The 19424-nt window shown below is 70.9% G+C and carries 15 protein-coding genes and 1 tRNA gene; 13 read left to right on the forward strand and 3 right to left on the reverse strand.

What is annotated here, in order from left to right; genetic code table 11:
• Window positions 1-7: 7 nt before the first annotated feature.
• From MTE01_RS11850 to MTE01_RS11870, 5 genes are read left to right on the forward strand one after another with little or no spacing between them, the layout of a single operon-like run.
• Window positions 8-982 (forward strand): phosphate/phosphite/phosphonate ABC transporter substrate-binding protein, encoded by a 975-nt coding sequence (locus MTE01_RS11850; RefSeq protein WP_103205954.1) that lies wholly within the window; start codon window positions 8-10, stop codon window positions 980-982.
• The gene (gene phnC, locus MTE01_RS11855) at window positions 979-1797 is read left to right on the forward strand and encodes a phosphonate ABC transporter ATP-binding protein (RefSeq protein WP_103205955.1); all 819 of its coding nucleotides are present in this window, start codon (window positions 979-981) and stop codon (window positions 1795-1797) included. Before MTE01_RS11850 ends, phnC begins: the two co-directional genes overlap by 4 nt.
• Window positions 1794-2588, forward strand: a complete 795-nt coding sequence (gene phnE, locus MTE01_RS11860; RefSeq protein WP_141377681.1) for a phosphonate ABC transporter, permease protein PhnE — start codon at window positions 1794-1796, stop codon at window positions 2586-2588. The genes phnC and phnE (MTE01_RS11860) overlap by 4 nt, the downstream gene beginning before the upstream one ends.
• Window positions 2585-3409, forward strand: a complete 825-nt coding sequence (gene phnE / locus MTE01_RS11865; protein WP_141377683.1) for a phosphonate ABC transporter, permease protein PhnE — start codon at window positions 2585-2587, stop codon at window positions 3407-3409. The genes phnE (MTE01_RS11860) and phnE (MTE01_RS11865) overlap by 4 nt, the downstream gene beginning before the upstream one ends.
• Window positions 3399-4247, forward strand: coding sequence for a MurR/RpiR family transcriptional regulator (locus tag MTE01_RS11870; protein ID WP_103205958.1), 849 nt, complete (start codon window positions 3399-3401; stop codon window positions 4245-4247). The genes phnE (MTE01_RS11865) and MTE01_RS11870 overlap by 11 nt, the downstream gene beginning before the upstream one ends.
• A 140-nt stretch (window positions 4248-4387) precedes the next feature.
• On the opposite strand, the gene MTE01_RS11875 is transcribed toward MTE01_RS11870, so the two are convergent.
• Entirely contained in the window at window positions 4388-5917 is a 1530-nt protein-coding gene (locus tag MTE01_RS11875) for a PucR family transcriptional regulator (protein WP_141377686.1), read from the reverse strand.
• A gap of 91 nt (window positions 5918-6008) precedes the next feature.
• Here MTE01_RS11875 and gabT point away from each other — a divergent pair, with 91 nt between their 5' ends.
• The 5 genes from gabT to MTE01_RS11900 all read left to right on the forward strand — a co-directional run bounded on the left by gabT (window position 6009) and on the right by MTE01_RS11900 (window position 12714).
• Window positions 6009-7358, forward strand: a complete 1350-nt coding sequence (gabT, locus tag MTE01_RS11880) for a 4-aminobutyrate--2-oxoglutarate transaminase (RefSeq protein ID WP_141377688.1) — start codon at window positions 6009-6011, stop codon at window positions 7356-7358.
• A gap of 86 nt (window positions 7359-7444) precedes the next feature.
• Complete coding sequence (locus MTE01_RS11885; protein WP_103205961.1) at window positions 7445-8905, forward strand: flavin monoamine oxidase family protein; 1461 nt, start codon at window positions 7445-7447, stop codon at window positions 8903-8905.
• Entirely contained in the window at window positions 8902-9774 is an 873-nt protein-coding gene (locus MTE01_RS11890; RefSeq protein ID WP_141377690.1) for a universal stress protein, read from the forward strand. Before MTE01_RS11885 ends, MTE01_RS11890 begins: the two co-directional genes overlap by 4 nt.
• Window positions 9771-11330 (forward strand): APC family permease, encoded by a 1560-nt coding sequence (locus MTE01_RS11895; RefSeq protein WP_141377692.1) that lies wholly within the window; start codon window positions 9771-9773, stop codon window positions 11328-11330. The genes MTE01_RS11890 and MTE01_RS11895 overlap by 4 nt, the downstream gene beginning before the upstream one ends.
• A gap of 22 nt (window positions 11331-11352) precedes the next feature.
• Window positions 11353-12714, forward strand: a complete 1362-nt coding sequence (locus tag MTE01_RS11900; protein WP_141377695.1) for an NAD-dependent succinate-semialdehyde dehydrogenase — start codon at window positions 11353-11355, stop codon at window positions 12712-12714.
• A gap of 62 nt (window positions 12715-12776) precedes the next feature.
• Here MTE01_RS11900 and MTE01_RS11905 read toward each other — a convergent pair whose 3' ends face one another.
• Window positions 12777-15560: a tetratricopeptide repeat protein gene (locus MTE01_RS11905; RefSeq protein WP_116239223.1), complete on the reverse strand. Its 2784-nt coding sequence runs from the start codon at window positions 15558-15560 to the stop codon at window positions 12777-12779.
• Window positions 15557-17380, reverse strand: coding sequence for an HSP90 family protein (locus tag MTE01_RS11910; RefSeq protein WP_141377697.1), 1824 nt, complete (start codon window positions 17378-17380; stop codon window positions 15557-15559). The genes MTE01_RS11905 and MTE01_RS11910 overlap by 4 nt, the downstream gene beginning before the upstream one ends.
• Before the next feature lie 256 nt (window positions 17381-17636).
• Here MTE01_RS11910 and MTE01_RS11915 point away from each other — a divergent pair.
• The 3 genes from MTE01_RS11915 (at window position 17637) to nusG (ending at window position 19201) form a co-directional block, all read left to right on the forward strand.
• Window positions 17637-17709, forward strand: a tRNA-Trp gene (locus MTE01_RS11915).
• 43 nt (window positions 17710-17752) lie between these two features.
• Window positions 17753-18028 carry a preprotein translocase subunit SecE gene (secE, locus tag MTE01_RS11920; RefSeq protein WP_056230372.1) on the forward strand — a complete coding sequence of 92 codons (276 nt, stop codon included), beginning with the start codon at window positions 17753-17755 and terminating at the stop codon, window positions 18026-18028.
• Window positions 18029-18088: 60 nt separating this feature from the next.
• Entirely contained in the window at window positions 18089-19201 is a 1113-nt protein-coding gene (gene nusG / locus MTE01_RS11925) for a transcription termination/antitermination protein NusG (protein WP_141377699.1), read from the forward strand.
• The last annotated feature ends 223 nt before the right edge of the window (window positions 19202-19424 follow it).

A 19424-nucleotide genomic window follows, 5' to 3' on the forward strand; every position in this document is an offset into this window, starting at 1 on the left:
AGGAATCATGAACACTCGTCGCACCCGTCTCGCCGCGGCCTTCGCCACCGCCGCCCTCGCCTCGATCGCCCTGGCCGGTTGCTCCGGAACCGCGGGCGCCGCCTCCGGTCCCGCCGCCGACCCGAGCTCGCTCGTGCTCGCGCTCGTTCCCTCGCAGGACCAGGCGAACCTCGTCGACACCGCGAAGCCCCTCACCGACATGCTCACCGAGAAGCTCGGCATCCCGGTCACCGGGGTCGTGTCGAAGGACTACCAGGCCGCCGTCGAGGCGATGGGGGCGGGCCAGGCGCAGATCGGCTTCCTCCCCTCGCTGCAGCTGTGGCAGGCGAACGACCGCTACGGCGCCTCGGTCGTGCTGCAGACCGAGCGCAACGGCAACATCACCTACCCGGGCCAGTTCATGACGAACAACCCCGACAAGTACTGCGAGACCCCGGTCGTGGAGCGCGACGGCATGTCGTTCTGCAACGGTGCCGACGCCCTGCAGGGCCCCGCGGGTCTCGACAGCATCTCGAAGATCGCCGGCGCCAAGGTCGCCGTGCTCGGGCCCGGTTCGCCCGCCGGCTACATCTACCCGATGCTCGCGCTGAAAGAGGCTGGCGTCGACATCGACAGCGGCTTCCAGAAGGTGCCCGTCACGGCCAACGACGCCTCGGTGCTCGCGGTCTACAACGGCGACGCCGAGGTCGGCTTCAGCTTCTGGGACGCCCGCACCCTGGTGAAGAAGGACAAGTCCGACGTGGGCCAGAAGGTCGTCGTCTTCGGCCTGACCAACGAGATCCCGAACGACGGGGTGGCCGTGTCGAAGGACCTCTCGCCCGAGCTGCAGCAGAAGATCTCGACGGCGCTCGCCGACTACTCCGCGACCGACGAGGGCTCCGCCGCACTCAAGGCCGTGTACTCGATCACCAAGCTCGCCCCGGCCGACCCCTCGTCGCTCGACGTGGTCGCCCGCGCCGCTCAGCAGCTCGGGCTCCAGTGACCACCGGAACGCTCACCCCGGGCGTCGAGGCTCTGGCCTCGGCGCCCTGGGGCATCCGCCTCGACGGCGTCTCGGTGCGCTATCCCAACGGCACGGTGGGGCTCAAGAACGTCTCGCTCGACATCGCGCCGGGAGAACTCATCGCCGTGGTGGGGCTCTCGGGGTCCGGTAAATCGACTCTGATCCGCACGATCAACGGCCTCGTGCCCGCGACCTCCGGCATCGTCGAAGTGGGCGGTCGCCGCGTCGACGGCGCTTCGGGTCGTCGACTGCGCGAACTCCGCGGACACATCGGCATGGTGTTCCAGAGCTTCAACCTGGCCGGGCGCACCACGGTGCTCAACAACGTGCTCGTCGGTCGTCTGGCTCACACCCCCCTCTGGCGCACGCTCTTCGGCGCCTACCGCGAGGGCGACCGTCGCCTGGCGTTCGAGGCCCTCGACCGCGTGGGCCTCCTGCCCAAGGTCTGGGACCGCGCGTCGGCCCTCTCCGGCGGGCAACAGCAGCGTGTGGCCATCGCCCGCGCGCTGACGCAGCAGCCGCGCATCGTCCTCGCCGACGAACCGGTCGCGAGCCTCGACCCGCCCACGGCCCGCGGCGTCATGGACGACCTCCGTCGCATCAACGAGGACCTCGGCATCACGGTCCTCGTCAACCTGCACCTGCTGGATCTCGCCCGCGAGTACGGCACGCGCATGATCGGCATGCGCGCCGGAGAGATCGTGTACGACGGCCCCGCGGCATCCGCCACCGATGACGACTTCGCGCAGATTTACGGCCGCTCAGTGACCGCAGCCGACAGGCTCGAGCGATGACGGTGCTGACCGTTCCGCCGCGTCCGAAGGGGCGATGGATGCCGTGGACCGCCGCGAGCGTCGTCGTCGCGGTGACCGTCTTCATGTGCCTGCCCGTGGTCGGGGTGGGCCTCGACGTCGCCGCGATCGCGCGCAACTGGCAGCAGGGCGCGCTGCGTGTCGGCGAACTGCTCACCCCCGACTGGTCGTTCTTTCCGCGCACCGTCGGTCCGATCCTCGAGACGCTGCAGATGGCGGTCATCGGCACCGCGGTGGGTGCCGCGATCTCTCTGCCGGTGAGCTTCTGGGCGGCCCGGCCCACGAACCCCTTCACCCCGACGCGGGCGGCGGTGCGCGGCATCCTGAACGTCGTCCGTGCCGTTCCCGAGCTCGTCTACGCGGCGGTGCTCGTCGCCATGGTCGGGGTGGGGGCTCTTCCCGGCATCCTGGCGCTGGTGCTGTTCAACGTCGGCATCATCGTCAAACTCGTCTCCGAGTCGATCGACGCGACCGACCTCGGCCCCCTCGAGGCCGGCCGCGCCGCGGGCGCGACGCAGACGCAGATCAACCGCGCGATCGCCCTGCCCGACACCTGGCCCGCCTTCGTGTCGCAGACGCTCTACGTCTTCGAACTGAACGTGCGCGCGTCCACCGTGCTGGGGCTCGTCGGCGCGGGCGGTATCGGCCTGCTCATCGACGCCGTCCGCACCTTCTACCGCTACGACCAGCTTTCGCTCATCATCGTCGAGATCCTCGTGATCGTCGTCGTGCTCGACACCGTCAGTGACGCGATCCGCCGGAGGCTCGTATGACCGCCCTCGCCCCCGCACGCCCCGCCGCGCTCGTCGTGCCGCCCCGCCGCCGGCGCCCCCTGCGCACCCTGTCGTGGGTCGTCGTCAGCGTCATCGTGATCGTCGGGTTCTGGTCCGCCGACATCGCGTGGTCGCGGCTCGGCGAGCTGCCCGCCGAGATCGCGCGCTACCTGGGGCTCATGTTCGGCTCCCCGAACTGGTCGAAGCTCCCCGAGGCTCTGTGGCAGACCTGGCGCAGCGTCGAGATGGCGTGGATCGGCACGGTGCTCGGCATCCTGATCGCCACCCCGCTCTCGCTGATCTCGGCGCGCGGCTTCGGACCGGCGCCCGTGCGCGCGGTGCTGCGCTTCGTCTTCTCGCTCGTGCGGGCGGTCCCCGAGCTCGTGTTCGCGATCATCATCCTGTCGGTCACGGGACTCACCCCGCTCACCGGCGCGCTCGCGCTCGCGATCGGCGGTGTCGGAACGCTCGGCAAGTGGGGCTACGAGGCCGTCGAGAACGTCGCGCCGGGCCCCATCGAGGCCGCCCGCGCGGCCGGCGGTTCCACCGCCCAGGTGCTCCGCTGGGGCGTGTGGCCCCAGGCGTCGCCGACGTTCCTGTCGTTCTGGTTGTACCGCTTCGAGATCAACGTGCGTGCGTCGGCCGTCCTCGGCTTGATCGGGGTCGGCGGAATCGGCGACATGCTCACCTCGTACACCCAGTACCGTGAGTGGTCGACGGTCGGGATGCTCCTGATCGTCGTGGTCGTCGTCACCGTCGCGATCGACGCGGTCTCGGGCCGCATCCGCCGCCGCATCATGGAGGGTCCGCGTGTCCGCTGAGGTCCCCGTGACCGCCCGCATCGCGGCCGTCCGCAATTCCCTCCAGCCGAGCGAGCGTCGCGTCGCCGATCTCATCGTCGACGATCCGGATGCCGTGATCGAACTCACCGCCCAGCAGATCGCCGATCGCGTGGGGGTGGGGCGATCCACGGTGGTGCGCGCCTGCCAGACCTTCGGGTACCGCGGCTATCCGCAACTGCGCGTGGCGCTCGCGGCCGAACGTGGCCGTCGCGCGGTGCCCCCGGTCGCCCAGGACGGCGCCCTCGGCGGCATCCGTTCGTCGATCGATCGCATCGCCGACGACCTGCGCACCGCCACGGGCCTGCTGGATGCCGACGGGGTCGACGCCGCGGTAGAAGCGGTGGTGACCGCCCGGCGCCTGCTCGTCGTCGCGAGCGGCCTGTCCGCCCCGGTCGCGACCGACCTCGCGATGCGCCTGACCGCCGTGGGGCGCCCGGCCGAGACTCTCGGCGACCCGATCGGTCAGCAGATCGCCGCGCGCCACCTGTCGCCCGACGACGTGTGCGTGGTGATCAGCGGTTCGGGCGCCAACGAGGCGAGCCTGCGGGCGGCTTCGGCGGCACGGGCGGCCGGAGCGCGCGTGATCGCCCTGACCTCGTTCGTCGCCTCGCCGTTGACCGAGCGCGCCGATCTGTCGCTCGTCCTCGCCTCGGGCGGGACCTTCCGCGACGAGCTCGAGCACACCTCCCGCATCGCCCACGCGGTCTTCGCCGAGGCGTTCGTCGACGCCGTCGCTCGCGCCCGGGCGGGCGACGCCGACCTCGCCCGCGAGCGCGTGCTCGAGATCCTGTCCGACAACCTCGGCGACGCCGGCTGAGGTTCCGGGGCCCGGTCCTGCGACACCCCGTTCCGCTGCGGGGTTCGTCCGTGCCGTCATGCGGCCGACACGCCGACTCGGCATGCCGGCGCCCGGCGTGTCGGGCACGGACTCCGCCCGACGGCCCGGGCCCGGCCCCGCTACTCCGCGAGCCGCAGTGCGGTCCAGATCTCCGCCCGCGCGGCGAACGACGACAGGTCGCGGCCCAGCACGCGCTCCGCCTGACCGATGCGCGCGCGAACGGTGTGGCGATGGATGCCGAGGGCCTGGGCGGTGGCCTCGTGCGAGCAATCGTGGGCGAGCCAGGCGTCGAGAGTCTCGAGCAGCGCGGATCCCTGTGCCTCATCGTGGGCGCGCAGGGGAGTGAGCGCGCCCGCCGCGACACTGCGTGCGGCCTCGGAACCGAGGGCGGCGAGCAGCCCCGCGCGCGCCGTGTCGGCGAAGTCGGCGACCCCGGGCGCCGAGAGCCGCTCGCGCGCCGTACGCGCCTGCGTGAGGGCGCTCGAGAACGCGTCGTATCCGGTGGGGGCGGAGCACCCGACGACGATCTCGAAGCGGTCGGCTATTTCGTCCAGCAGGGCGCGTCCCGCGGTGGGCACGACGATGACGAGTCCGTCGTCCCCGCGGCCGAAGAACATCTCGCCGCGCCCCTCTTGGGCACGCATCTCGAGCCACTCGCCGAGGGCGGCGGATCGCGACGACGTGCCAGGGGTCAGGGCGACGAGCACCGGGGCCGAGGGGAGGGGGCCGAACAGGTCGCGCGACGCGCGCCGCGCGAGGGTCGGATCGTCGGTGCCGAGCGACTGCACGAGCCCGGCGCGGAACGTACCGATCGCCCGGCTCAGCCCGTCCTGCTGTTCGAGGGCGAGGGCGGCCATGGCCACGACGGCCGTGACGACGCTGCGCGCCTCGTGGTCGAGGTCGTCGTCGGCGATCGCGAGGGCTCCGCGCAGGTGCCCGCCCCGCCCGAGGGTCTGCAGGCTCACGGCGGATCCCGCGACCCGCAGGCTGGATGCCGCTCGCGTCCCGCGGCGGAGCATCGTGGTCACCTCCGTCGTCACCGCGTCGACCGCCGGGGTGGCGAGGGAACCGGCGGGGTACGCGGTGCGCAGGGCCCCGGCCGCGTCGAACAGCCCGACCCAGCAGTCGAGCTGCCTCGACAGCTCTGCCAGGGTGGCGGTCAGCCCGTCGGGGCGGAGGGCCGCCAGAGAGACGGCGCGTTGAGCGGCGAGCGACCAACTGCGGCGGGCGTAGGCGTCGGCGGCGATCGCCTCGGCGCCGGCCCGGGCCACCGCGATGAAGGGCGTGCGGTAGGGCACTTCGAACAGCGGCATCCCCGCGGTGAGGCAAGCCGCGGCGAGTCCCGCCGGGATGCCGTCGCGCACCACTTCGGTACCGAAGCCGAGCGCCCGCACGCCCCGGGCGACGAGCCGATCCACGTACGCCGTGTAGTCGGCCGTGTCGACGAACTGCGTCCCCGTCGTCAGCAGCACGAGGCCCTCGCTGAGGAACGGCGTGGGATCGACGAGGTCGCTGGAGTGCACCCATCTCACCGGGCGGTCGATGCTCCCCGGTGACAGTTCGTCCTCACCGGTCACCAGGCGCAGGTGCAGGTCGCGGCGGGCGAGGAGGGCCCGCAGACTCGGCGGGGCGACGGCGGTGTCGACCATGGCAGCTCCTGTACGACTCGTATACGACGGTGCCTGTGACTGTACATGGAGGAGAGTGCATGTCTCGTGACGGCGTCCGTAGCATCGCGCCATGAGCCTCGACACCCTTCCCCTCGTCGGCGGTCCGTCCCTCGCCCAGGAGCGCCGCCTCGTCACCGCCATCCCCGGCCCGCGCTCGCAGGAGCTGCTGGACCGCAAGGCCGTCGCCGTGGCATCCGGTGTCGGTCATACCGTGCCCATCCAGGCCGTCGCCGCGGGTGGGGGAGTGGTCGTCGACGCCGACGGCAACTCGCTCATCGATCTCGGCTCGGGCATCGCCGTCACCAGCGTCGGCAACGCCCACCCCGCCGTGGTCAAGGCCGTCCAGGAGCAGGTCGCGGCCTTCACCCACACGTGCTTCATGATCTCGCCGTACGACTCGTACGTCGCGGTGGCCGAGGCTCTCAACCGCCTCACGCCGGGCGACCACGAGAAGAAGAGCGCCCTGTTCAACTCGGGCGCCGAGGCCGTCGAGAACGCGGTGAAGATCGCCCGCAAGTTCACCGGACGCCAGGCCGTCGTCGCCTTCGACCACGCCTACCACGGTCGCACCAACCTGACGATGGCGCTCACGGCGAAGAACATGCCGTACAAGAGCGGCTTCGGTCCTTTCGCGGCGGAGGTCTACCGTGCGCCGCTGTCCTACCCCTTCCGTGACGGATTGTCGGGCCCGGACGCCGCGGCCAAGGCGATCTCGCTGATCGAGAAGCAGGTCGGCGCCGACAACCTCGCCGCCGTCATCATCGAGCCGATCCAGGGCGAGGGCGGTTTCATCGTCCCCGCCGACGGCTTCCTCAACGCGATCGTCGACTGGTGCCGCGCCAACGGCGTCGTCTTCATCGCCGACGAGGTGCAGTCGGGCTTCGCGCGCACCGGCGCGATGTTCGCGAGCGAGCTCTTCGGCATCGTCCCCGACCTGGTCACCACCGCCAAAGGCATCGCCGCCGGCCTGCCGCTCGCGGCCGTCACGGGCCGCGCCGACATCATGGATGCCACCCACACGGGCGGACTCGGCGGCACCTACGGCGGTAACCCGATCGCGTGCGCCGCGGCGCTGGCCTCGATCGACGCTTTCGAGAACGAGGGCCTGGTCGAGCGCGCCCAGCAGATCGGGGAGCTTCTGAAGGGGCGCCTGCGTGAGCTGCAGAAGGCCGACCCGCGCATCGGCGACGTGCGCGGACACGGCGCGATGATCGCCGCCGAGTTCGTCGACCCCACCACGGGTGCGCCCGACGCTGCCCTCACCGCGTCCGTGGCGAAGACCGCGATCGCCGAAGGCGTCATCGTGCTCACCTGCGGCACCTACGGCAACGTCATCCGCTTCCTCCCGCCGCTGACGATCGGCGACGAACTCCTCAACGAGGGTCTCGACGTGGTCGCGGCCGCCCTCGCCCGCAACTGACGAACGTCCCGGCGGCGGTGTCGACCCGAACTCCGCCGCCGTCGGGGCCATACCTTCGACTCCGCACGACAAGTAAGGACGCTTTCATGGACGAGATCACCCGAGACGTGGTCGTCATCGGAGCCGGCGCCGCCGGCCTCACCGCCGCCAACGACCTGCGCAAGGCCGGTCTCTCGGTCACGGTGCTCGAGGCGCGCGACCGCGTCGGCGGGCGCCTGTGGACCGATGTGATCGACGGAGCGATGCTCGAGCTGGGCGGACAGTGGGTGTCGCCCGACCAGACGGCGCTCATCGACACCGTCGCCGACCTGGGGCTGTCGACCTACAGCCGCTACCGCGAGGGCGACAGCGTCTACGTCGGCCCCGACGGCGAGACGAAGCGCTTCACCGGAGAGATGTTCCCCGTCGCGCCCGAGACCGAGAAGGTCATCGACGAGGTGACCGCGCGCCTCGACGCCATGGTCGCCGAGATCGACCCCGACCGGCCGTGGGCGCACCCGCGGGCCGCCGAGTGGGACAGGATCTCGTGGGACGCCTGGCTGCGCGAGCAGACCGACGACGACGAGGCCGTCCGCAACCTTGCGTTCGCCACGGGCTCGGCGATGCTGACCAAGCCCACGCACACGTTCTCGCTGCTGCAGTCGCTGCACATGGCGGCATCCGCGGGCTCGTACTCGAATCTTGTCGACGCCGACTTCATCCTCGACAAGCGCGTCGCGGGGGGTCTGCAGCAGGTTCCCGAGCTGCTCGCCGAGCGCCTCGGCGACGACGTGCTGCTGAACCAGCCGGTGCGCCGCATCATCTGGGGCGACGCCGTCGCGACGCCCGAGCGCCCCGCCGATTCGGCGACGGGCCAGCGGGTCGACGACTTGCGCGCGCTGACCGCCCGCGTCGAGGCCGCGAAGACCTCCTCGGCGGGGGTCACCGTGATCGCCGACGGCGTCACGGTCCGCGCCCGCTTCGCGATCCTGGCGCTCGCGCCGGTGCTGTACTCGCGCATCTCGTTCGAGCCCCCCCTCCCGCGCCTGCAGCACCAGATGCATCAGCACATCTCGATGGGCTTCGTCATCAAGGTCCACGCCGTGTACGAGACCCCGTTCTGGCGCGAGAAGGGTCTGTCCGGCACCGCCTTCAGCCCCTACGAGCTCGCGCACGAGGCGTACGACAACACCAACCACGGCGACGAGCGCGGGACCCTCGTGGGTTTCGTCTCGGACCACAACGCCGACGACCTGTTCCGCCTCAGCGCCGAGGAGCGCAAGGAGCGCATCCTCGAGTCGCTGTCGCACTACTACGGTCCCGAGGCGAAGAACCCCGTCGTGTACTACGAGAGCGACTGGGGCACCGAGGAGTGGACCCGCGGGGCGTACGCCGCGAGCTTCGACATGGGCGGTCTGCACCGCTACGGGGCCGACCTCCGCGAGCCCGTCGGCGCGATCCACCTCGCGTGCAGCGACATGGCCGGTGCCGGGTTCCAGCACGTCGACGGAGCGATCCGCCAGGGGCGCCGTGCGGCCGAGGAGATCCTCGAGCGGACGCGCGGGTGACCGCCCGTCGCGTGGTGGTCGGCTACACCGCCACCGATGCGGGAGCCGACGCCCTCGCGCTCGGCGCACGGCTGGGTGCCGCTCTCGACGCCCCCGTGCACGCGGTCGTCGTACTGCCCTCGGCCGAGAACAACGTGTCGATCCCGACGGATGTCGGCTACGAGCGCCTCGTGCAGGACACCGCCCGCGGCTGGCTGCGCGAGGCCGTCGCGCCCTACCCCGGTATCCGCGGTCACGTCCGCTTCGCCCAGGCGGTGTCGGACGGACTCGTGGCGGCGGCCGAGGAGTTCGACGCCGGAGTCATCGTCGTCGGCACCGGCGGGGGCGGATCCCGCGGCCGTCATCGCCTCGGCACCACCGCCGAAGAGCTCGTCCACTCCGCGCCCGTCCCCGTCGCGCTCGCCCCCGAGGGAGCGCGCGAGGTCGACCCGGCTGTCGGGCTGCCGCGCGTCACCGCCGCGATCGGCACGCGCCCCGGAGCCGAGGTCCTGCTCGACGCCGCGGCATCCCTCTCCGGTCGGGCGAAAGCGCCCCTGCGGCTCCTCTCGCTCGCGGGCGTGGACCTGCCCGGCCGCGTCGATGCGTCCCTGACGAGATTGACCGGTCACGCGCACGCCGAGAGCGTGCTCGACGCCGCCCGCACGGCGCTTCCCGCTGAGATCGAGGTCGAGGCCGTCGTCGGTGCGGGCTCCGACATCGAAGACGCCGTCTCGCGCATCGACTGGCAGCCGGGCGAGGTGGCCCTCGTGGGCTCGAGCCGTCTCGCGCAGCCCCGCCGTCTGTTCCTCGGCTCCACCGCGGGGCGCATCCTCCGCGCCCTTCCCGTCCCCATGATCGTGGTGCCGCGCACCTCGGAGGCCTCCTCATGACCAGTTCTCGCAACGAGGCGAGTCCGGCACCGGACAGCGCCGTCACCACCGGCATCTCGAACAAGGGACTGCGGGTCGGCTCGATCGGCATGATCGGCGCCGTCGTCATCGGCATCTCGACGATCGCCCCCGCGTACACGTTGACCGGAGCCCTCGGCCCGACCGTGTCGGCCGTGGGCTTCCAGGTGCCCGCGATCATCCTCGTCGGTTTCATCCCGATGCTCCTCGTCGCCCTCGGCTATCGCGAACTGAACTCGCGAATGCCGGATGCCGGCACCTCCTTCACCTGGGCAGCCCGCGCCTTCGGGCCGTGGGTGGGGTGGATGGCGGGCTGGGGCCTGATCGCCGCCACCGTCATCGTGCTGTCGAACCTGGCCGGTATCGCCGTGGACTTCCTGTTCCTGCTGATCGCGCAGCTCACCGGAAACGCCGAGATCGCCGAGCTCACCCGTGTGGTCCCGATCAACGTGGCCGTCTGCCTGATCTTCATGCTGTTGGCCACGATCGTGTCGTACCGCGACCTGCAGACCACCCAGCGCCTGCAGTACGGCCTGGTCGGTTTCCAGATCCTCGTTCTGCTGATTTTCGCGGGCGCGGCCGTCGTCGAGATGATGAACGGCAACGCCTTCGACGCGAGTCCCGTGCAGGCGTCGTGGTTCAACCCCTTCGAGGTCTCGTCCTTCAGTGCGTTCGCCGCCGGGCTCTCGCTGTCGATCTTCATCTTCTGGGGGTGGGACGTCATCCTCACGATGAACGAGGAGACGAAGGATCCCGACAAGACGCCGGGTCGTGCGGCGACCGTCACCGTGTTCCTGATCGTCGCGCTGTACCTGCTGATCGCCGTCGCGCTGCTCATGTTCGCGGGCAACGGCACGGGGGAGTTGGGCCTGGGCAACGAGGACATCCAGGAGAACGTGTTCTTCCACCTGTCGGGCCCGATTCTGGGACCCCTCGCGTTCCTCGTCTCGCTCGCGGTGCTCACCAGCTCGGCATCCTCGCTGCAGGCGACCTTCGTGGGGCCCGCGCGCACGCTCCTGGCCATGGCCCACTACGACGCTTTGCCCAAGAAATTCGCGAGGGTCAGTCCCCGTTTCTTCACCCCGGGCTACGCCACCGTCGCCTCGGCGATCGTCGCGTCGGCGTTCTACGCCGTCATGCGGGTGCTGAGCGAGAACGTGCTCACCGACACCATCACCGCCCTGGGCGCGATGATCTGCTTCTACTACGGCCTGACCGCCTTCGCGTGCGTCTGGTACTTCCGCAGGCAATGGTTCGATTCGGTGCGCAACGTCTTCCTGACGCTGCTCGCTCCCCTCGTCGGCGGGCTGATCCTCGCGGTGCTTTTCGTGACCACCCTCATCGACAGCGCGAGCCCCGACTACGGCTCGGGTTCCGAGATCGGCGGCGTGGGTCTCGTGTTCGTGATCACCGTGGTGATCATCGTGGTCGGACTCGTTCTCATGATCGCCCAGCGCGTGGCGAGCCCGGGCTTCTTCCGCGGTGAGACCCTGGGTCGACAAGCCCCCGCCAGCGCCCGCCGCCGCATCACGTCCTGACAACGAAACGAAAAGGAGCACCATGAGCGACTACGCCGTCGTCAATCCCGCGACCGGTGAGACCCTCGCCGAGTACGACACGCTGAGCGACTCCCGAGTCGAAGCAGCGATCGCCTCCGCCCACGACGGATACCGCGTGTGGTCGCGCACCGCCCCGGCCGAGCGTGCCGAGGGCCTGCGCCGCGTCGCCCAGCTGCACCGCGAGCGCCGCGACGACCTCGCCGCGATCATCGTCCGCGAGATGGGCAAGCCCCTCGAGGCGGCGCTCGGCGAGGTGGACTTCGCCGCCGACATCACCGAGTACTACGCCGACAACATCGACAAGATCACCGGCGACAGCCCGCTCGACATCCTGGGCGAGGGTACGGCGGTGATCCGCCGCTCTCCGCTGGGGGTGCTGCTCGGCATCATGCCGTGGAACTTCCCGTACTACCAGGTCGCCCGTTTCGCCGCCCCGAACCTCGCCGTCGGCAACACGATCCTTCTCAAGCACGCGCCCCAGTGCCCCGAATCGGCCGAGGCGTTGCAGGCGATCTACCGCGACGCGGGCCTGCCCGAGGGGGCGTACGTGAACATCCGCGTCACCAACGACCAGGCGGCGACCGTCATCGCCGACCGCCGCGTGCAGGGCGTGTCGGTGACGGGGTCCGAGCGTGCGGGGGCGGCGGTGGCGGAGATCGCCGGTCGCAACCTCAAGAAGGTCGCGCTCGAGCTCGGCGGATCCGACCCGTTCATCCTGCTCTCCACGGAGGATCTGGATGCGGCGGTGCAGTCAGCCGTCGACGCCCGTCTCGACAACAACGGTCAGTCCTGCAACGGCGCCAAGCGCTTCATCGTGATCGACGAGCTCTACGACGCGTTCCTCGAGAAGTTCTCGGCTGCGCTCGGCGAGGCCAAGGTGGGCGACCCGTTCGCCGACGACACGGTCCTCGGCCCCCTCTCGTCGCTGGCTGCGGCCGAGCGTCTCGACGAGCAGGTGCAGCGCGCGGTCGCGCAGGGCGCCACGGTCGAGGTCGGCGGCACCCGTGACGGCGCGTTCTACCCGGGCACCGTGCTCACGGGTGTCACGCGCGAGATGGACGCCTACGGCGAGGAGTTCTTCGGCCCGGTCGGCACCGTCTACCGCGTCTCGAGCGAGGACGAGGCCGTCGATCTCGCGAACGACACCGGCTACGGTCTCGGCTCTTACGTCTTCACGACGGATGCCGAGCAGGCTCAGCGCATCGCCGATCGGATCGAGGCCGGCATGGTCTACGTCAACATCGTGCTCGCCGACTCGCCCGAGTTGCCGTTCGGCGGGGTCAAGCGCAGCGGCACCTCGCGCGAGATGGGCCTGCTGGCGGCCGACGAGTTCGTCAACAAGAAGCTCATCCGTACGGCCTGACCTCACGAACGACGACGGCGGCACCCGGAGGGGTGCCGCCGTCGTCGTTCGTGAGGACCCCGTCAGCTGCGCAGTGTGCTGCGCACCTCCGCCGCCTCGCCGTGGCGGCCGAGCGCCTCGAGGGCGTCGCCGAGGTCGATGGCGATCGCCTGGCGCAGCTGCTCCTGTCCCTCGGCGTGTTCGTGAGCCGAGCGCAGCACCGCGGCGGCCTCTTCGATGCGTTCCGTATCCCGCAGGATCCGGGCCGCGAGGAGTTCCGACGCTCCCGCCTGCGGCGCGCCCCCGGCGGCGAGGAATCCGTCGGCCGCCTGGAGCGCGTTGGCGACCGCTTCGTCGATGCGACCGGTGCCGCCGAGGATCCGCGCGCGCGTGTCGAGGAGGTCGGCCACGAGCCACCCCGCCTCGTCGGCCCGACCGATCTCGAGCGCCTCGTCCAGCATCGCGAGGGCGTCGTCGTCCCCGCGTTGGGCCTTGGCCTGGGCGAGGGAGTGCAGGGCATCGGCGAGCATGCCGCGATTGTCGGGGTCGGTTCGCGCGGCCGCGACCGCCGTCGTCAACGTCTCGACCGCTTCGTCCTCTTCGCCGAGCCGACCGAGCAGGTGCGCACGGGCCACGAGTGCCGATGCGCGGCGGGCCGGCTCCTCGGCCTCGACGTGCAGGTCGGCCGTGATCTCCCACGCGCGCAGGGCGTTGCCCCATTCCTCGGCGTGCTCGAAGGCTCGAGCGAGCAGCCCCACCGTGATGGCCCGCGACCCCGGTGCCTCGTTCGCCGCCGTCTCCCGTTCGAGTACGTCGTCGATCACCTCGATCGCCTCGTGCGGGGCGCCGGCAGCCAGGAGGGCGCGGCCCAGCCCGTAGAGAAGCCCGGTGGTCGGCTCACCCGTGGCCTCGAGGCGCTGCAGGGCGACCCGGTAGCCGGCGACGGCTCGGTCGTTCTCGCCCGCGCGTTCCGCGAGCTGCGCGCCCAACGACAGGGCGCTCGCGACGGCGTGGTCGTCGACGTCCCAGACCAGGAGCAGTCGCGCGGCCTCGTCGGCATCGTCGGCACCCCTCCGGGGCTCGCCCAGCGCATCCTGGATCGTCGCCCGATCCATCAGCAGTCGCACGCGTCGCCCCGGGGCGACCGTGTCCTCGGACAGCAGCGCGTCGAGCACCTCGAGCGCCCGCTCGGGCTCGTCTGCCGCTCGTCGCACATCCGCCTCGAGATGAGTCAGGGCGTGCGTGCGCTCGATATCGCCCTCCCGCGCGTACAGATCCCGGGCGCGGCGACTCGCGTCGAGGGCATCGTCGAGCCGATTCTCGACGAGGTGGCGGAAGGCGATGACCGTCAGCAGGTGAGCCGTCAAGTCAGCGGGAGCGTCGGGGTGAGCATCGAGTGTCCGGCGAGCGACCTCGTCGTCGACACCGAACAGGGCAGGGCCACGTTCGGCCTCGATGTCGGCACGATCGTCTCGTCCGAGCGCGCGCAGAGCCTCCACGCGCGCCTCGAGCACGGCTGCAGCGTCGCCGTGGCGTGCTTCGGCGACGAGCGCGCGCAGGAGCGCGAAGGTCAGGGTCACGCGATCGGCGGCGTCGGCGTCGTCGAGCACGTCGGCGAGGGCGTCGATCGCGGTCGGGGTGCCGACGGCGGCGAGCACCTGGGCGCGCTCGATGCGTTCGGCGAGGTTCCGCTCACGAGGGGCGGCGGCCGGGGCGGAGAAACCCGACGACGACAGCGGGACGTCGTAGTGCTCTCGCTCGAGCGCTCGCGTGCGCTCCAGTCGGCGTGCGTGCGCGTCGTTGCCGTTGCGTCGATCGAATGCCGCCGCGATCTCGTCGGCCCGTGCCCAGCACAGGGAGGCCAGCTCGGATGCCGCCAGCATCGCCTCGCGCCCACCGAGCAGCGGCGCGAGCTCGGCGGCATCCGATCCCCGTACGGGGGTGTCTCCGTGGCCGGCGCGGGTCACGGCGTCGAGAGCCAGCGCGAAGGCGGCGAAGGCCTCTTGGTGCGCCTCGGCGTTGAGACCGTCGTGGGCCAACCACCGCAGGTGCTTCTCGACGAGGCTCAGGGCGCGTGCCTCGTTGCCGGTCAGCGCGCAGAAGACCACGTTGTCGGCGATGATCGTGAGGTTGTCGGGGTTCTCCCTCGCCAGCCGGTAGCTGCGCAGATGGAACGCGCGGGCCTGATCCAGGCGGCCCGCTCGCAACAGGGGCAGAAGTGCGAGAGCGAGAGCGCGTTCGGGCTCCTCGCCGCACGTGAAGCCGCCCTCGACCATCTCTTCGACGAGGCGGATGGTCTCGTCCTCGCGCCCTGTCTCGGCGAAGAACCCGGCGAACTGGCTGCGGACGCAGGCGTCGCAGTGGCTGTATTCGTCACGCGGTGTCGCCTCGAGGCGTTCGCGGAGAGCAGCGGCCTCGTCGATGCGGCCGGCCGCCCACGCGTCCTCGAATCGCGCCATCATCGCACCGCTCGGCCCGACGCCGGCGCGGTGGTAGTGCTCTTCCATGTCATCGAGAACGGCGTCGATCTGCTCGCTCGAGAACTCGGGCGAGCCGCGCAGGGCACCGGCCATCCACTTGTACTGCCAGAGCAGATCGCCGGCCGGCTCCAGCTCGGCGGGGAAACGTTCGGGATCGGCGTCGTGCTGCGCGAGGCACCACGCGAAAGAGGTCAGCATGAGATCGGTGTCGCCGATCATGTTGGCGCTCGAGGTCTGACGCAGGCGTGCCTCGTACTCGAGGCGCGCGTCACCGCTCTCTTGCGCGCGGGCCACGGCCTCGGCCACGAGGGCGCGCTCCCGGGGACCCCATGGCGTCCGGTCGATCTCGTCGAACAGAGCGCGGATGCTCTCGGCGGCGGCGGTCATTCGGGTCCTTTCGTGAGGGGGTCGGGGGAAGAGGCTGCGAGCTCGATCAGATCGGCGAGGGCCGACGACATCAGCGCCCGGTCTCCCCCTCCGAGGGGATGGTGACCGGCGAGCAGCGCCTGCACGTAGAGCACCTGCACGCCCGCGGCGAAAGCCCGCCCCTCGGGGGCATGCGCGAGGCGTTGCACGGTCGGGTTCGTCCAGTTCACGCACAGACGCGAGGCGGGCCTGTCGTGTGCCTGGTCGAGCGGCCGCGCACCGGCGCGCTCGGCACGATCCAGCACTCCGGCCCAGAGTGATCCTCCCGCGCTGCGCGCGCGCCCGCGGTCGAGTGCGCGCAGCACGTCGGGGTCGGCGACGAAGAGGGCGGGCGTCTCCGCGCGCTCGAAAGCGCGTGCCACCACCTCGACGGCGCCCAGGGCATCACGAGCGCGTTCCTCGAAGGCGAGGGCGAGCGCGCGCTGATCCCATGGAGGCGGGTCGAGACGGTCGATCTCGTCGACGACGTCGACGGCTTCGACGCGCACGTCGGGCATGACCTCGGGAAGCATCCGGATGAGTTCGTCGTCGTAGAGATAGCCGCCGTTGACGAGGATCGAGCCGGCCGGGGAGACACTCGCGACCTGTCGGAACGCCTCGACGGACTCGGCGAACCGGACGGGGGAGGAGCGCCCGACGAGGTCGTCGATGCGGAGGCGTCCGACGTTCGTCTCGACCGACAGCCAGGGCACGATGAACCGCGCCAGCTCGTCGTCGTGGCGGACCAGCGACTTCAGCGCGACCTCGTGCACGCTCACGACCTGCGCCAGGCGGAGGGGATCGCTGAGCGCGAGGTCGAGAATCCACCGGCGGATGGCATCCCCCAGTTCCGTCCGGGTCTGCTCGAGCGCGTCGTCCGCCACGAGCGCCTCGCGGCTCGCCGTCGGGTGCAGTCCCGCCGAGTCGACCACCGCTCGGACGAAGAACGCCCAGTCCGGGAGGAGATCCTCGGCGCGTTCGGTGAGCAGCATGCGCTGCAGGTACACCCGCGTGCTCTGACGAGCGGTGGATGCCGGGGCGAACGGCAGCACGAAGGCCAGGCCGCGTGTCTGAGTGGCGGGGACGGCGAGCGGGATGATCGCGAGCGGTTCCGCGCCCAGCAGTTCGCGCCCGTACGCCGCCTGTTCCTCGCGGTCATCGCCGAGGAACGGGGGAGCGGCGGTGATGGTCGTCTCGCCGCCGGCGGGGAGGTCGACGCTCACCGAGATCGGGAGGAAACGCCCGAAGGTCTCGGCCAGCTCGATGACGGTAGCGGTGCTCAACAGCGCGCGGCTGTCGCCGCGCGGGCGCAGGTGCACGCTCGTCCCCACCGGGGTGTCGTCGGGGGCGGCGCCGACCTCGAAGGTCCCGTCCGTGCGCCCCCTCCACTGCACGGGCGCGGAGCCACGGGCGCTGCGGGAGCGGATGACGATGTCGTCGCACACCATGAAGCACGAGAGCATGCCGATGCCGAACTGCCCGAGGAAGTCGGAGCGCGGCAGATCGAACACATCGCGCTTGGAGCTGCGGCCCACCGTCCCGAGCAGATCCGCCACGTCGTCGAGTGTCAGGCCCACCCCGTCGTCGCGGAGGACGAACTCATCGGATGACGCGCTGATCGGGGTGATCCGGACGCGACCGCCGCCGCCGTCGACCTCTCGACGCGCGGCGATCGCGTCGACGGCGTTCTGCAGGAGCTCGCGCAGGAACACGCGGGGACCGGAGTAGATGTGGCGGCTCAACAGGTCGATGACGCCGCGCAGATCGACCTGGAAGTGCTGGGCGGGCGCGTGCGAACTCATCGGGATGCTCCTGAACTCTCACCGGTCGCCGATGAGTCGGGGGCCAAGGTGGCGACCGTTTCCCAGCCTATCCACGAGCGCTCGCCGTGAGACTGCCGGGGGGCTCCGTTCGTCGGCGGTCCGCCCGATGCCGTACACTTGCAGTGCAGTCGAAATCTGCATTCTTTCGCCGTGCCCCCGGGCGCGTGGCATCCCTCCCCCGGGAGATTCCAGGCGGAAGCGCGTGGATTTCGCATCCTGGATCCCTCGGGATCTTAGGGCGGTAGCTCAATTGGCAGAGCAGCGGTCTCCAAAACCGCAGGTTGCAGGTTCGATTCCTGTCCGCCCTGCGCACAGCGCACGCTGGCACAGACAACAGACCTAGGTGGTTCGATGACGCAGGACGAGGCGAAGGGCGAGATCGTCGCCGAGCGCGGCGCGCCCCGCGAGAAGAAGCTCAACTTCTTCGCGCGGATCGCCCTGTTCATTCGTCAGGTCTTCGCAGAACTGCGCAAGGTCGTCACGCCGACGCGGCAGGAGCTGATCAAGTTCACCGCCGTCGTCCTCGGGTTCGTCGTCGTCATGATGGCGATCGTCTACGGCCTCGACGTGCTGTTCGTGTGGATCACCACCGCCGTCTTCGGCGTCCCCGGTACCGCCGGCGCCTGACCGGCGTCTGGACGGACGCGCGGCGCCGAGAGCGGCCGCCTCTGAACGGAAGAGATCACAGTGTCTGAAAGATATGTCGACGACGCCGACTGGGCGACGGCCGCCGAGCAGTCCAGCGAGGACGACGAAGCCCAGGAGGGCAACGTGCTCGAGTCCCAGGAGCGCGCCTCCGACTCGGCCGAGCACGCCGCGGTCCACATCGTCGACGACGAGACCGACACCGACGACGCCGATCTCGGCGACATCGACATCACCGACCCGGAGGCGGACGCGATCGTGAACGACGCTCTCGAGATCGACGAGACCAGCGAGGCCGAGGCCGCCGCCGAGGTCCTCAACGACTCCCTCGCGGAGGAGCAGGCGGAAGAGGCTGCCGAGGCCGCCGACGAGGTCACCCCCTACGACGGTCCCGACGTCAACGGCGAGCCCGACGCTCCCGTGCTCGACGAGGACTTCGTCGACGAGGTCGCCGCCGCCTCGAGCGAGATCGACGAAGCCGAGGCTGCCGAGTCGCCCGCCGATGTCGACAGCACCGAGTCCGACGAAGACGCCGACCCGTACGAGGCGTTCCGCACCGAGCTGCGCTCGCTCCCCGGTAAGTGGTTCGTCATCCACTCCTATGCCGGCTTCGAGCGCAAGGTGAAGGCCAACATCGAGCAGCGCAAGTCGACGCTCGAGGTCGAGGACGACATCTACCAGGTCGAGGTCCCCATGGAGGACGTCGTCGAGATCAAGAACGGCCAGCGCAAGATGGTCAACCGCGTGCGCATCCCCGGCTACGTGCTGGTGCGCATGGACCTCAACGAAGACACTTGGTCGGTCGTTCGCCACACCCCCGGTGTCACCGGCTTCGTGGGCAACGCCCACAACCCGACCCCGCTGCGCTTCGAAGAAGCCTTCAACATGCTGAAGAGCCTCGTCGAGGTCAAGGAGGCCGCCCCCGTCAAGGGTGCCGCCGCCAAGGGCTCGGCCACCACGGCCCGTGTCATCCCCGCCGAGGTCGACTTCGAGACCGGCGAGACGATCACCATCAAGGAAGGCTCGTTCGCGGGTCTGCCCGGCACGATCAGCGAGATCAAGCCCGAGAGCGGCAAGCTCACGGTGCTCGTGTCGCTCTTCGAGCGCGAGACCCCGGTCGAGCTGTCGTTCGACCAGGTCACCAAGATGATCTGACGCCCCCGCGTCTTCGCGAACGCCTCGCTCGGCTCCGGCCGGCGGGGCGTTCGCCGTTCCCGCCCCGCACGCCGTGCCCCGCCCCCGCGCGGCCCCGCCCCGAACGCCCTGCCCCGCCCCCGCGCGGCCCCGCCCCCGCGCGGCCCCGCCCCGCGCCGCCCCCGCGCCCGCGCCGCGCCCGCGCCGCGCCCGCGCCGCCCCGCGCCCGCCCCGCCGCCGCGCC

The sequence above is a fragment of the Microbacterium testaceum genome, from assembly GCF_006539145.1.
Taxonomy (GTDB): Bacteria; Actinomycetota; Actinomycetes; order Actinomycetales; family Microbacteriaceae; genus Microbacterium; species Microbacterium testaceum.